We start from the raw sequence: 13070 nt of genomic DNA on the forward strand, positions 1-13070 counted from the left end.
GGCGACCCCGACGCGACGACGGCTGTGCCCGGCCCGGCCGTCGTCGGGATGGGCGCCGAGCCGCTGCGCGTGGCGGACCCGAGCGGGGCCGTGCTCGGCGCGACCGTGACGGCGCTCGGCGACGCGGGCGCCGACCGCGGCCTCGGCGCCGCCCCCTGCGTGGTGCCGCGAGCCGACCAGTGGTTCACCGGCGTCCGGGCGGGCGCGAACGCGCGGGCGCAACTCGTGCTGCTGAACGCGGACGCCGAGGCCGCCGACGTGAACCTGACCGCCTACGGCCCCGGCGGGCGGCTCGCCGGGCTCGGTGGCCGCGGGATCCTGGTGCGCGGGCGCACCGCGAGCACGGTCGACCTCGGGCCGATCCTCGCGTCGGACGCCCCCCTGGTCGTGCGGGTGGAGACGTCCGCGGGGCGGGTGGGGGCGGTCGTCCGCCAGACGCTCTTCTCCGGCCCGGACGCCGTCGGCGCCGACTGGCTCGCCGCCGTCGGCGCGCCCGCGACGAGCGCGATCGTGGCCGGGGTGCCCTCCGGCGGCGGGCCGCGCGATCTCGTGGTCGGGAACCCGGGCGACCGGACCGCCGAGGTGCGGATCGGCGTCCTGGGCGGGTCGGGCACGTTCGCGCCCGCCGGCGCCGACCGGGTGAGCGTGCCGCCGCAGTCGACGAGGACCGTCTCGCTGACCGGCGGGCTGCGCGGCGGCGGCGGGGCGGTGCGGGTGACGTCCGACCAGCCGGTGACGGCGTCCGTGGAGGCGCGGAGCGGGACGTCGGTCGCCCAGACGGACTGGGCGTCGTCCGGGGCGTCGCCGGTCGTCGACGGGCAGGTGTGGTGGCCCCTGGCGACCGCGTCGGCGACGCGCGCGACGGTGACCCTGGCGAACCCGGGGGCGACCGCGACGTCCGCGCGGGTGCTGGTGCGGGCGCCCGACGGGGGCGTCCTGCTGGATCGGGCCGCGTCGGTGGCGGCCGGCGCGTCGGTGGAGGTCGCGGTGCCGGCGGCCGATCATCCGGTGGTGACGGTGACGTCGTCCGGGCAGGTGCATGCGGCTGTCGTCCTGAGCGGCAAGGCGGGCACGGCCGACGGGCTGGCGTGGCTCGGCGTCCCGGCGCGACCGGCGGCCGAGGCGGGCGTCCGGGTGGCCGCGGACCCGCGCGTGGGGGCCTGACGCGCCGGGCGTCACTCGCCCCCGGGCGCGGGTAGCGACCCCGGGCCGTGTGACGAAACCCACACCAGGGTGTGGAGAGCGTCAGGTAGAAACGCACACGGGTCAGTCGTCGGCGTCGCGGTCCCCGTCGGGGTCGATCTCGTCGGTCGGGATGCCCGTCACGTTCGCGAGCTGCTCGACGATGGTCCGGTAGACGAGGATGCGCAGCCCGCGCCGGCTCGCGGCCCGCCGCTCCAGCGGTCGCCGGTACACGACCACCTGCCCGTTCACCGTCGGCGTCGCGGTCACCGCGGCCGCCAGCGGGACGCGGTTCGGGGCCCACGCGGCATCGATCGTCGGGACGTCTTCGATGCCGACGTCCACCCCCGCCAGCGCCCGCGGGCAGTTCCGCAGGATCTGCGCGCACGCGTCGCTGACGCAGCGGGTGAAGAACGCCTCCGGCGACAGCCGCGCCCGCAGCGGGACAGGCCCCCCGGTGTACGGGTTCGGGAGGGCCAGCCGCCCGCGGCGGCCGCGTCCGTGACGGTCTCGGTGCGTACGCATGGCCGCGAGCCTACTGCTCGCTGGACGTCCGCCCGCCGAGCCAGCCCAGCAGGTCGGCGTCCTCGCTGACCAGCAGCTCCGCCTCCTCGCCGCCGTCGCAGCGCCGCAGCGAGACGGTGACCCGCGCCGGCGTCCGCTCGACGACCTCCCACGTCCCGCCCAGGCCCGCCCACCGCCGCAGCCGCTCGATCTCGCGCATGCCGCCCAGTGTGCCGGACGCCCGCCGCGGACACGCGATGGGATGCCGCGGACGCCCGTCTCCGGCGAGTAGCCTTCTCCAGGTGAGTTCCCGCCGCTGTTCCAAGACCGGCTGCTCGGCGGCCGCCGTCGCCACCCTCACCTACGTCTACGCCGATTCGACGGCCGTCGTGGGTCCGCTGGCGTTGCGCGCCGAGCCGGGCAGCTACGACCTGTGCGCCACGCACTGCGAGGCCCTCTCCAGCCCGCGCGGCTGGGAGCTCATCCGCCTCCCTCTGGACGCCGAGCCCCGGCGCGCCTCCTCCGACGACCTCCTCGCGCTCGCGGACGCCGTCCGCGAAGTCGGCATGGGGTATGGCGAGCCCGAGCCGCTGACCGAGCCCGTCGTCACCCGGCGTCGCGGCCACCTCGCCGTCGTCGCCGACCTGCCCGTCGAGCCCCGCTAGCCCGGGCGGCTAGGCTAAGGGGCCGGAAGGAGCGCCCATGAGTGACATCGTCCCCGACGTGCTGGAGCTGCTGGTCTGCCCGCGCTGTCGGCACCGCCTGGCCTGGGCGTACGAGGCCCACGAGCTGCAGTGCACCAACCCGCAGTGCGGGCTCGCCTACCCCGTGCGGGGCGGCATCCCGATCCTGATCGAAGACGAGGCGCGCGGCGGCCATGCCTGAGTTCGACGACGGCCTGCTCGACGATCCGCAGGCGCTCCAGGACGCCGACGGCCTGCTGCGCCCCCTCGCCGAGGCCGGTGCGCGCCTGCGCCGGGAGTCGGACGCCGCGCGCGACGCCCTCGCGCTCGTCACCCCCGACGCCCGCCCCCGCGCGGTCGTCGCCGTCGGCCCCGAGGCGCGCCTGTTGCGCGCCGTGCTCGAGCCGACCTGCCCGGTCCCGTTCGTGGCGTGGCCCAACCTGGGCCTGCCCGGCTGGGTCGGCCCGCTGGACGTCGTGGTGGTCCTCGGCGGCGCCGGCCGGACGCCCTCGGCGACGGTCAGCGAAGCACTCCGGCGCGGCAGCCGGCTCATCGTGACGGCTCCTGAGGACTCCCCGCTCGCGCGGCAGGCGTCCTCGCGGGCGACGACGCTGCTGCCCAGCCGCACGTCCGACCCGCTGTGCGGGGCGATCACCACGCTGATGGCCCTCCACGCGCTCCAGCTCGCCGGCCCGGCCGACCCGGCCGCGATCGCCGACGCGATGGACGAGGTGGCCACCCGGTGCTCCCTGTCGCGCGACATCGCGGGCAATCCGGCCAAGAAGAACGCGCTCGAACTCGCCGACGGCCAGCCCCTCATCTGGGGCGGCAGCGTGCTGGCGGCGCGGGCGTCCCGGCGTATTGCGGAGGCGGTGCGCGGCGCGACCGGCCGGGTCGCGCTGTCGGCCGACGCGGGCGCGCTGATCCCGATCCTCGCCGAGACCCGCCCGCGCGACCCGTTCGAGGATCCGTTCGAGGAGCAGCCGGTCGACCGGCGTCCGGTGCTCGTCGTGATCGAGGACGGGCTGGGCGACGAGGCGTCCGACGAGAGCCGCGAGATCCTGCAGAGCAACGCCGACGCGGCCGACGTCCACGTGGTGACGATCGAGCACACGGCGGCGTCCACCATGGAGCGCTACGCGACCGTCCTGCAGGAGGGGCTGTTCTCGGCCGCCTACCTCGCGATCGGCGGCGGCCGCGTGCGGGCGCTGGCGAACCGCTGACGGGGCGCGGGGCGCCCCACCGGTCCGGCACGACGGGACGCCGCCGGCGCGGGTAGGCTTCGTCCCCGTGGATTATCGCGTCGCAGACCTGAACCTCGCCGACTACGGCCGCAAGCAGATCACCCTCGCCGAGCACGAGATGCCCGGCCTGATGGCGATGCGGGAGCGGTACGCCGAGAGCCAGCCGTTGAAGGGCGCGCGCATCGCGGGCAGCCTGCACATGACGGTCCAGACGGCGGTGCTCATCGAGACGCTGGTCGCGCTGGGCGCGCAGGTGCGGTGGGCGTCGTGCAACATCTTCTCGACCCAGGACGAGGCGGCCGCCGCGATCGTCGTCGGGCCCGACGGCACCCCGGACGACCCGCGCGGCGTCCCGGTGTTCGCCTGGAAGGGCGAGACGCTCGAGGAGTACTGGGCGTGCACCGAGCGCATCCTCACCTGGGAGGGCACGCACCCCAACATGATCCTCGACGACGGCGGGGACGCGACGCTGCTCGTGCACAAGGGCGTCGAGTTCGCCAAGGCGGGCGCGGTGCCGCAGCCGGCGGCGTCCGATTCGGCGGAGTATGCCGTGGTGCTCGCCACCCTCCGCGCCTCGACGCTCGACTGGGTGGGCGTGGCGAACAGCATCCAGGGCGTCACGGAGGAGACGACGACCGGCGTCCACCGGCTGTACGAGATGGCGCGGGCGCAGGCGCTGTTGTTCCCGGCGATCAACGTGAACGACTCGGTGACCAAGAGCAAGTTCGACAACAAGTACGGCATCCGGCACAGCCTGATCGACGGCATCAACCGGGCGACGGACGTCCTCATCGGCGGCAAGGTGGCCGTCGTGTGCGGTTACGGCGACGTGGGCAAGGGGTGCGCCGAGGCGCTGGCCGGCCAGGGCGCGCGCGTGATCGTGACCGAGATCGACCCGATCTGCGCGCTGCAGGCGTCGATGGACGGCTATCAGGTGGCGCGGCTCGACGACGTCGTCGGCGAGGCCGACATCATCATCACGGCGACCGGCTGCCTGAACGTGGTGACCGCCGCGCAGATGGCCGCCACCAAAGACCTGGCGATCGTCGGCAACATCGGCCACTTCGACAACGAGCTCGACATGGCGGGTCTCGAGCGGCTGCCCGGCATCTCGCGCATGAACCTGAAGCCGCAGGTCGACGTCTGGACGTTCGCGGACGGCCACTCGCTCATCGTCCTGTCCGAGGGGCGCCTGCTGAACCTCGGCAACGCCACCGGCCACCCGAGCTTCGTGATGAGCAACAGCTTCACGAACCAGGTGCTCGCGCAGATCGAGCTGTTCACCAAGCCCGAGGAGTACCCGACCGGCGTCTACACGCTGCCGAAGGAGCTCGACGAGGAGGTCGCGCGGCTGCATCTGGACGCCCTCGGCGTCCGGCTGACCGAGCTGACCGACGAGCAGGCCGCCTACCTCGGCGTCCCGAAGGAAGGGCCGTTCAAGGCCGAGCTGTACCGCTACTGAGCGCCGGTCGCGGCGTCCCGGCTCTGAGCGGCCCCGCGCTCAGAGCTGCTTGACGTAGCTGCCGCCCTCGGGGACGAACCCGCAGGCCTCCAGGTAGGTCCGATGCTCGCTGGTGGACGCCCGCGCCACCAGCCGGCGGACGCCGGCGTTCGTGAACGTGGTCTTGCCCGGCCCGAACAGCCACCGGGCCACCGACGAGTCGCGGTAGGCGGGCGTGACGTAGTCGAGCGCCACCTCCAGCTCGTCGCCGAGCGGGCGCGCCAGAAACGCGCCGGCGGGCAGCCCGTCGCGGGTGATCAGCCGGGCGAACGGGTAGGGGGCGTCGATCGAGAACTCCGGCTGGGAGCGGTGGATGTCGGTCAGGTTCGCGGCGAGGTAGTCCCTGAGGAAGGGCGCGTCGGGCTCGATCTCGACCACCTTCAGCGAGGACGCCTCCGGCGCCAGTTCGACGCGCAGCCGCCAGGCGTTCAGCAGGGCGATGATCGAGTTCGTGATGACGACCGGCCACGCGCCGATCAGGGCCCCGTAGACCGCGAAGATCGCCGACCCCACCAGGGAGACCGTGCGCAGCTTCACGACCGAGCGCATCGCGAACGACAGCGCGACGAGCGCGGATGCCACGTAGCCGACCACCTCGACCCAGTTCATCGGCCCATCCTACGGGGCCGCGCGCCGCCTCAACTGCGCGGAACCTCGAACGCGGTGAGGGTGGCCGAGCCGTACTCCAGCTCGTCCCAATCCCGCTCGTGCGCGAGCACCGCGAGCCCGGACGTCGGGAACTTGCTCTCCACCTGCGCGGTGAGTTTCGAGGAGATCGCGAGGCTCGTGATCAGATCGCTCAGCACGGGCTCGTGGCCGATGAGCAGCACGGTCCGCGCGGACGCCGGCACCTCCCGCAGGATGCCGAGCGTCTGGTCCGTGCCCGCGTGGTAGAGCGACTCCAGCACCCGGACGCTCCCCGCGCTCGCCCCGCCCGCCGTCGCTTCCTGCCAGGTCTGCTGGGCGCGGGTTGCCGCCGAACACAGCACGACGTCGATGTCGAACGTCGTGAGCACCTGGCCGGCCACCAGGGCATCGCGCGTGCCGCGGCCGGACAGCGGCCGCCGGATGTCGGGATCGTCGGTCCTCCACGACGACTTGGCGTGCCGCATCACGAGAAGGGTCTTGCGGGACATGCGCAAAGTCTACGGGTGCGGCCCCGGCGTCCCGGTGATGTTTCGGCGGGGCGTCGCTGCCCTTCCGGCGGGCGATGTCGCCCCGCACCCCCGGACGCCTCCGCCTGAGTCGGCGACCCCGTCCGCTACTCCCGCCCCGCGATCCGCCGGGCCGCCGGGGCGGCGTCCGGGGCGATCTTGGCGAGCATCGCGAACGAGATGCGCTCCAACTGCCCGACCTGCTCGGGCGTCAACGCGTCGAGCACGTTCGCGCGCACCATCTCCACGTGGCCCGGCGCGGCCTCCTGGACGAGGAGCCAGCCCGCGTCCGTCAGCGTCGCGTCGGTGACGCGCGCGTCGTGCGGGCTGGGGGAGCGACGGAGCAACCCGCGCTCCTCCAGCCGCCGGACGACGTGCGAGAGACGCGGCAGGGACGCCCGCGTGAGGCCCGCGAGGGCGCTGAGCGGCAGGGTGTGCCCCTCCGACTCCGACAGCATCGCGAGCACCCAGTACTCGAAGTGGGTGAGCCCGGCGTCGCGCCGGAGCTGGGTGTCGAGGGCCGCGGGGAGCCGCTCCAGCACGGCGGAGAGCCCCACCCACGCCGCGCGTTCGTCCGGGGTGAGCCATCGCGTCATCGTCGTCTCCTTCTCCGGCCCTGGTCGCAGGCCTCGTGCGGCCTGTTCCCGTCGCGCCGCCCCGATTCTACCGGATTGGTTGACAGGACAACCAAGTCGAACTATGGTTAAACCATCAACCAATAAGGAGTCAATCATGACGAGCATCAGCATCATCGGCCGCGGCACCATGGGCCAGGCCATCCAGTCGGTCTTCGAGCGCGCCGGGGCGAGCGTCCAGCTCGTCGGCCGCGACGACGCCGCGACGGGCGACGTGGTCGTGCTGGCCGTCCCCTACGCCGCTCTCGCCGACATCGCCGCGCAGCGCCAGGCCGAACTGGCGGGCAAGATCGTGGTCGACATCACGAACCCGGTCGACTTCGCGACGTTCGACTCCCTGACCGTCGCCCCGGACGCCTCGGCCGCGGCCGAGCTGGCCGCCGCGCTGCCCTCCTCGCACGTCCTCAAGGCGTTCAACACGAACTTCGGCGCCACGCTGGCGTCCGGGGTGGCCGGCGATCAGCCGACCACCGTCCTGGTCGCCGGCGACGATGCGGACGCCAAGGCGTCCCTCATCGCGGCCATCACCCCGTCGGGCGTCAAGGCCCTGGACGCCGGCTCACTCAAGCGCGCCCGTGAGCTCGAGGCGATCGGCTTCCTGCAGATCTCGCTCGCGGCGTCCGAGAAGATCGGCTGGACCGGCGGTTTCGCGGTCGTCGCCTGAGCCCCCCGGGCCGGGTGGCGCGTGCGCCCCAGTCAGGGGGTGGGCGCGCCGCGCCGGTGCGTGAGCCGGCGGGTCACTCGCCCTCGCCGCCGCCTTGGCCGCCACCCTGGCCGGGGTTGAGGGAGCTCCAGATCTCCTTGCATTCGGGGCACACGGGGAAGCGGTCGGGGTTCCGGCTGGGCACCCAGACCTTGCCGCACAGGGCGACGACGGGGGTGCCCATGACCATGGCCTCGGTCAGCTTGTCTTTGGGCACGTAGTGCGAGAAGCGCTCGTGGTCGCCCTCGTCGAGACGGAAATCCGAACGCTCGTCGAGGACCGTGCCCGTGCGCTCGTCGACGGCGGTCTGGGAACCAGGTGCTAGCTCAGTCACGATTTCATGCTAGTTGACCCCCGGTGATGAGATAACCCCGTGCCATCGTCCCGCCGGGGCCTCGTCGTGGGCCTCCTCATGCTCGTCACCGCCATCGCGTTCGAGGCGCAGGCGGTCGGCACGGCCATGCCCGCGGCGGCGTCCGATCTGCACGGGCTCGACCTCTACGCCTGGGCGTTCACCGCGTTCGCGATCCCGCAGATCGTGGCGATCGTGCTCGCCGGACGCCTCTGCGACCGCATCGGCCCCACCCTGCCCGCGATGGCCGGGCTCGCGCTCTTCGGCGTCGGCGTGACCGTCGCCGCGCTCGCGCCGACGATGCCCGTGCTGCTCGCCGGGCGTTTCGTCCAGGGCCTGGGCGGCGGCTTCGTGAACGTCGCGCTGATGGTGCTCGTCGGCAAGCTCTTCGAGCCCGCCGAGCAGGCCGCAATGATGACCTGGTTCTCCGCCGCCTGGATGCTGCCGTCGTTCGTCGGCCCCGGCGCGGCCGGCTGGCTGACCCAGACGTTCTCGTGGCATGCCGTGTTCTGGGGCATCCTGCCGATCGTCGTGCTGGGCGCGCTCATGCTCTTCCCCCCGCTGCTGCGCGCGGATCTCCGCGTCCAGCCCAGCGCGGACGCCGCTCCCGCGAGCGTCTGGGGTGCGGTCGCGGTGGCGGCCGGGCTCGCGGTCGTCCAGGCGGCGGGGCAGAACCTGACGCCCCTCTCGGGCGGCCTGATGGCGCTGGGGCTCGTGCTCGTCGTCGTCGCGGCGCCGCGGCTCATGCCGGTGGGGTATCGGCCCTTGGCGTCCGGGTTGCCGGCCGTGGTGAACGTCCGGCTGCTCACCGGCGGCTCGTTCTTCGCGCAGCAGTCGTTCCTGCCGCTCATGCTCGTGACGCTGCGGGGTCTCACGCTCGTGGAGGCGGGGGCGGTCATCACGATCTCCTCGGTCGGCTGGATGGCCGGCTCGTGGCTCCAGTCGCGGCCGTGGCTGCGCTGGCGGCGCGACACGATCGTGCTGGCGGGGGCCGCGTCCGTCGCCGCCGGCATCGGCGTGATCGCGGTCGGGACGTGGTGGCCGTCGGTGTGGCTGTGGGTGGTCGTCGCGGGCGCGACCCTGGCCGGCGTCGGAATGGGGCTGCAGAGCGCCAGCACGTCGGTCGCCGTCATGCTGCTGTCGGCGCCCGAGCAGCTCGGGCGCAACACGAGCGCCCTGCAGGTCGGCGAGGCCATGGGCATGTCCCTGCTCGGCGGCCTGGCCGGCACCCTCTACGCCTTCGCGCGGGGCCGCGGCGAGGAGCTCGCCGCGTTCGGCGTCCCCGTGACGGTGTTGACCGCGATCGCCGCCACGTCCGTGGCCTTTTCGCGCCGCATCGGGCCGGTCCGCAACCACGCGGCGTCCTGACCGTCTGCACAGGCGTCCAACCGGACGACTTCGTGTCTCGCTATGGCTACACTCTCGACGTCGAGAGGAGGTCCGTGGTGGACGAGGTGGACCGGATCCTGCGGGCCTGGGAGCGCGAGGCGCCGGGGCTGGACGCGAGCCCGCTGCGCGTCTTCTCGCGCGTGTCCCGACTGGCGCGTCACCTCGACTTCGCGCGCAAGGAGGCGTTCGACCGCCACGAGCTGGAGGTGTGGGAGTTCGACGTGCTGGCCGCGCTGCGCCGCGAGGGGTCCCCGTACGAGCTGTCGCCCGGTGCCCTCATTCATCAGACCCTGTCGACCTCGGGCACGATGACCAACCGCATCGACCGGCTGGCGGCCCGCGGGATGGTCGAGCGGCGTCCCGACCCGCGCGACCGCCGGGGCGTCCGGGTGCGGCTGACGCCGGGCGGGATGGCCGCCGTCGAGGGTGCGATCGCCGATCTCGTGGCGCACGAGCATCGCCTGCTCGAGGTGCTGACGAAGGACGAGGCCGACGTCGCGGCCGACTTGCTCCGCCGACTGCTGGTTCCCTTCGAGCCGGAGTAGGAGCCGCGGCGTTTGGCCGCTAGGGTGAACCGAACCCGCCGTAGTAAGGAAGACTCGCAATGGCGCTCATGCACCCCACCCTCCTCGAACTGGCCGACGCCTGCGGCATCGCCACCCAGTTCTGGGACTGGAAGGGACGCCTGGTCGACATCGCCGACGAGACGATCGTCGGCATCCTCGCCGGCATGGGGGTGGACGCCGCCACCCCGGAGTCCGCCGAGGCCGCCCTGGCCGAGATCAGGCTGCGCCCCTGGCGGCGCTCGCTGCCCCCGTGCGTGTCGATGGAGGAGGGCACGGCCACGACGGTGACCGTCCACGTGGCCGCCGGGGCGTCCGCGGTGTTGACCGTCCGTCTGGAGGACGGAGGCGTCCGGCTGACCCGCCAGGTCGACGACTGGGAGCCCGATCGCGAGGTCGACGGCCGCATGGTCGGCCAGGCCGCTTTCGCGCTGCCCGACGACCTGCCGCTCGGCTATCACCGCCTGCATCTGAGCAGCGACGGGCACGTCGCCGAGGGCACGCTCATCGTGAGCCCGCGCTTCCTCGGCTTCCCCGAATCGATGGGCGGCAAGCGCATCTGGGGGTACGCGACGCAGCTCTACAGCGTCCGGTCGGCCGACAGCTGGGGCATGGGCGACCTGCAGGATCTGGCGGATCTCGCCACCTGGTCGGCCACCCAGCAGTTCGCGAGCTACATCCTGACGAACCCGCTGCACGCCGCCGAGCCGATGCCGCCCGTCGAGCCGTCGCCGTACCTGCCCAGCAGCCGGCGCTACGTCAACCCGCTGTACCTGCGCCCCGAGCTCATCCCCGAGTACGCGACGCTCGACGAGAAGAAGCGCCGCCAGATCGCGACGATCAAGGGACGCCTGCTGCAGGGCCTGCGCAACGCCGACCGCATCGACCGCGACGCGATCTGGCGGGCGAAGATGGCGGCGCTCCGCATCATCTACGACGCAGGGCGCCCGGCGGCGCGCCAGATGAGCCGCGACGACTTCCTGCGGCGCGAGGGGTCGAACCTGCAGCACTTCTCGACGTGGTGCTCGCTGGTCGGCGAGTTCGGGATGGACTGGCGGTCGTGGCCGGAGGGCTTCCGGCGTCCGTCGTCGCCGGCCGTCGCCGGGTTCGCGCAGGCGCACTCCGACGAGATCGACTTCTTCATCTGGCTGCAGTGGATCGCCGACAACCAGCTCAGCGCGGCCGAGTCCGCGGCCGAGGACGCCGGCATGCGCGTCGGCATCATGAGCGACCTGGCGGTCGGCGTGAGCCACGAATCCGCGGAGGCGTGGATGCTGGGCGATTCGTTCGCCCGCGGGGTCAGCGTCGGCGCCCCGCCGGACGCCTACAACCAACTCGGGCAGGACTGGGGGCAGTCGCCGTGGCGTCCGGACCGGCTGGAGGAGCTCTCGTTCTGGCCGTTCCGCGCGATGGTGGCGGGCGTCCTGCGGCACTCCGGCGGCGTCCGGATCGACCACATCATGGGCCTGTTCCGGCTCTGGTGGGTGCCGCAGGGGATGCTGCCCACCCAGGGCAGCTACGTGAAGTACCCCCACGAGACCATGGTCGGCATCGTGATGCTGGAGGCCCACCGCGCCGGCGCGCTCGTCGTGGGCGAGGACCTGGGCACCGTGGAGCCCTGGGTGCGCACCTACCTGCGCGAGCGCGGCCTGCTGGGCACCTCGATCACGTGGTTCGAGCAGGCGGACGGCTCGCCCGTCCCGCCCGAGCAGTACCGCGAGTACTGCATGGCGTCGGTCACGACGCACGACCTGCCCCCGACGGCCGGCTACCTCGAGGGCGCCCACCTCAAGCTGCAGCACGAGCTGGGCCTGCTCACCGAGAACCTGGACGACGAGCTGGCCCGCTTCGACCGCGAGCTCGCCCAGTGGCGTGCCACGCTCGCCGAGCGCGGCCTGCTGCACGAGGGCGAGGGTGACGACGAGGCGGAGGCGATGGTGCTCGCCCTCTACCGGTTCCTCACCCAGTCGCGCTCGCGGGTGCTGAACGCGGCCCTGACGGACGCCGTCGGCGACCGCCGCATTCAGAACCAGCCGGGCACGATGAACGAGTACCCCAACTGGCGCGTGCCGCTCAGCGGCCCCGACGAGCAGCCGATGATGCTCGAGGAGGTCTTCGTCAGCGCGCGGGCGCAGCGGTTGGCGTCCGTGATGAACGGGTTCACCCGGCCCATCGTGGGCAGGCGCTGACGTGGCCGGCGGGCCGGGCACGCAGCGCTCGGTGACGCTGCGGTTCCTCGCCGCCCCCATGGACGCCAACGCGTCCGGCCGCGTCGGCGGCGGCAAGATGCTGGAGTGGATCGACAAGGCGGGCTACGCCGCGGCCGTCGGCTGGGCGGGCACCTACTGCGTGACGCTGTACGTCGGCAACATCCACTTCACGCGCCCCGTGCAGGTGGGGCACCTCGTCGAGGTGGAGGCGCGGGTCGTCTACACCGGACGCACGTCGCTGCAGGTCGTCTGCACCGTGTCGAGCGGCGACCCGCGGCAGGGCGACCTGCGCGTCAACACCGTCTGTCTGCTCGCGTTCGTCGCCATGGGCGACGACGGCAAGCCGACGCCCGTGCCCACGTTCGTGCCGGAGGACGCCTGGGAGGTCGCGCAGAACACGCGCGCCAAGGCGCTGAACGTCGTCCGGAAGGAGATCGAGGCCGAACTGGCCCGGCAGCGCTACTCCGAGCACACGGCCTCGTGCCGCGAGACGCTGCGGTTCCTGGCCGCCCCCACCGACGTGAATTGGGGCGGCAAGGTGCACGGCGGCTACGTCATGCACTGGATCTCCAGCACCGCCAAACTCGTCGCCGAGCGCTGGCATCAGGGCGAGGCGCGGGCGACGTTCGCCGGCGGCGTCCGGTTCTACCGGCCGATGTTCATCGGCGACCTCGTGGAGGTGGAGGCCCGACTGATTCTCACGGAGGGCTCGCTCATGCACGTCTCGGTGCACGTGCGCACCGGCGACCCGCGCAGCGCCGAGCCGCTGCCCACGTCGACCCACTGCACGATGGTCTACTCGGCCCTGGACGCCCGCGGCGCCCCCACGGACGTGCGGCCCTGGCGGCCCAGCCTGCCCGAGGACGTCCGGCTCGAGGACCATGCGCGCGCCCTCATCACGATCCGCCGCAAGCTGCTGCGCCCCGACCCGGCCTGAGCGCCCGCGCGCC

General features: G+C 73.2%; 16 protein-coding genes. 10 read left to right on the forward strand and 6 right to left on the reverse strand.

All coding sequences use genetic code 11. From position 1 onward, the window contains the following. The coding region (locus WMJ97_RS06465; RefSeq protein ID WP_347348160.1) for a DUF5719 family protein at nt 1-1164 on the forward strand (1164 nt) is incomplete at its 5' end. 102 nt (nt 1165-1266) lie between these two features. On the opposite strand, the gene WMJ97_RS06470 is transcribed toward WMJ97_RS06465, so the two are convergent. After that, the gene (locus WMJ97_RS06470) at nt 1267-1707 is read right to left on the reverse strand and encodes a metallopeptidase family protein (RefSeq protein WP_347348161.1); all 441 of its coding nucleotides are present in this window, start codon (nt 1705-1707) and stop codon (nt 1267-1269) included. Between the two features lie 10 nt (nt 1708-1717). Then, entirely contained in the window at nt 1718-1906 is a 189-nt protein-coding gene (locus tag WMJ97_RS06475) for a hypothetical protein (protein WP_347348162.1), read from the reverse strand. An 82-nt stretch (nt 1907-1988) separates the two neighbouring features. Here WMJ97_RS06475 and WMJ97_RS06480 point away from each other — a divergent pair, with 82 nt between their 5' ends. From WMJ97_RS06480 to ahcY, 4 genes are all read left to right on the forward strand, one after another. Continuing rightward, nucleotides 1989-2351 carry a DUF3499 domain-containing protein gene (locus tag WMJ97_RS06480; RefSeq protein ID WP_347348163.1) on the forward strand — a complete coding sequence of 121 codons (363 nt, stop codon included), beginning with the start codon at nt 1989-1991 and terminating at the stop codon, nt 2349-2351. A gap of 37 nt (nt 2352-2388) precedes the next feature. After that, entirely contained in the window at nt 2389-2571 is a 183-nt protein-coding gene (locus WMJ97_RS06485) for a Trm112 family protein (protein WP_347348164.1), read from the forward strand. After that, complete coding sequence (locus tag WMJ97_RS06490; protein WP_347348165.1) at nt 2564-3592, forward strand: hypothetical protein; 1029 nt, start codon at nt 2564-2566, stop codon at nt 3590-3592. The genes WMJ97_RS06485 and WMJ97_RS06490 overlap by 8 nt, the downstream gene beginning before the upstream one ends. 67 nt (nt 3593-3659) lie before the next feature. Continuing rightward, nucleotides 3660-5075 carry an adenosylhomocysteinase gene (gene ahcY / locus WMJ97_RS06495; RefSeq protein ID WP_347348166.1) on the forward strand — a complete coding sequence of 472 codons (1416 nt, stop codon included), beginning with the start codon at nt 3660-3662 and terminating at the stop codon, nt 5073-5075. Nucleotides 5076-5114: 39 nt separating this feature from the next. Here ahcY and WMJ97_RS06500 read toward each other — a convergent pair whose 3' ends face one another. The 3 genes from WMJ97_RS06500 to WMJ97_RS06510 all read right to left on the reverse strand — a co-directional run bounded on the left by WMJ97_RS06500 (nt 5115) and on the right by WMJ97_RS06510 (nt 6864). After that, nucleotides 5115-5723, reverse strand: coding sequence for a hypothetical protein (locus tag WMJ97_RS06500; protein ID WP_347348167.1), 609 nt, complete (start codon nt 5721-5723; stop codon nt 5115-5117). Nucleotides 5724-5752: 29 nt separating this feature from the next. Further along, nucleotides 5753-6250, reverse strand: a complete 498-nt coding sequence (locus WMJ97_RS06505) for a histidine phosphatase family protein (RefSeq protein ID WP_347348168.1) — start codon at nt 6248-6250, stop codon at nt 5753-5755. A 125-nt stretch (nt 6251-6375) separates the two neighbouring features. Then, entirely contained in the window at nt 6376-6864 is a 489-nt protein-coding gene (locus WMJ97_RS06510) for a MarR family transcriptional regulator (RefSeq protein ID WP_347348169.1), read from the reverse strand. Nucleotides 6865-7000: 136 nt separating this feature from the next. On the opposite strand from WMJ97_RS06510, the gene WMJ97_RS06515 reads away from it, so the two are divergent. Next, nucleotides 7001-7567, forward strand: coding sequence for an NAD(P)-binding domain-containing protein (locus WMJ97_RS06515; RefSeq protein ID WP_347348170.1), 567 nt, complete (start codon nt 7001-7003; stop codon nt 7565-7567). Between the two features lie 73 nt (nt 7568-7640). Here WMJ97_RS06515 and WMJ97_RS06520 read toward each other — a convergent pair whose 3' ends face one another. After that, complete coding sequence (locus WMJ97_RS06520; RefSeq protein WP_347348192.1) at nt 7641-7943, reverse strand: DUF3039 domain-containing protein; 303 nt, start codon at nt 7941-7943, stop codon at nt 7641-7643. Nucleotides 7944-7979: 36 nt separating this feature from the next. On the opposite strand from WMJ97_RS06520, the gene WMJ97_RS06525 reads away from it, so the two are divergent. From WMJ97_RS06525 to WMJ97_RS06540, 4 genes are all read left to right on the forward strand, one after another. Further along, a complete protein-coding gene (locus WMJ97_RS06525; protein WP_347348171.1) occupies nt 7980-9326 on the forward strand; it encodes an MFS transporter in 1347 nt (448 codons plus the stop codon). Between the two features lie 77 nt (nt 9327-9403). Then, entirely contained in the window at nt 9404-9892 is a 489-nt protein-coding gene (locus tag WMJ97_RS06530) for a MarR family transcriptional regulator (RefSeq protein ID WP_347348172.1), read from the forward strand. 59 nt (nt 9893-9951) lie between these two features. Then, a complete protein-coding gene (gene malQ / locus WMJ97_RS06535; RefSeq protein ID WP_347348173.1) occupies nt 9952-12099 on the forward strand; it encodes a 4-alpha-glucanotransferase in 2148 nt (715 codons plus the stop codon). A gap of 1 nt (nt 12100) precedes the next feature. After that, entirely contained in the window at nt 12101-13057 is a 957-nt protein-coding gene (locus WMJ97_RS06540) for a hotdog domain-containing protein (protein ID WP_347348174.1), read from the forward strand. Nucleotides 13058-13070 lie beyond the last annotated feature (13 nt).

The organism is Nigerium sp., assembly GCF_039811905.1.
Lineage (GTDB): Bacteria > Actinomycetota > Actinomycetes > Propionibacteriales > Propionibacteriaceae > Propioniciclava.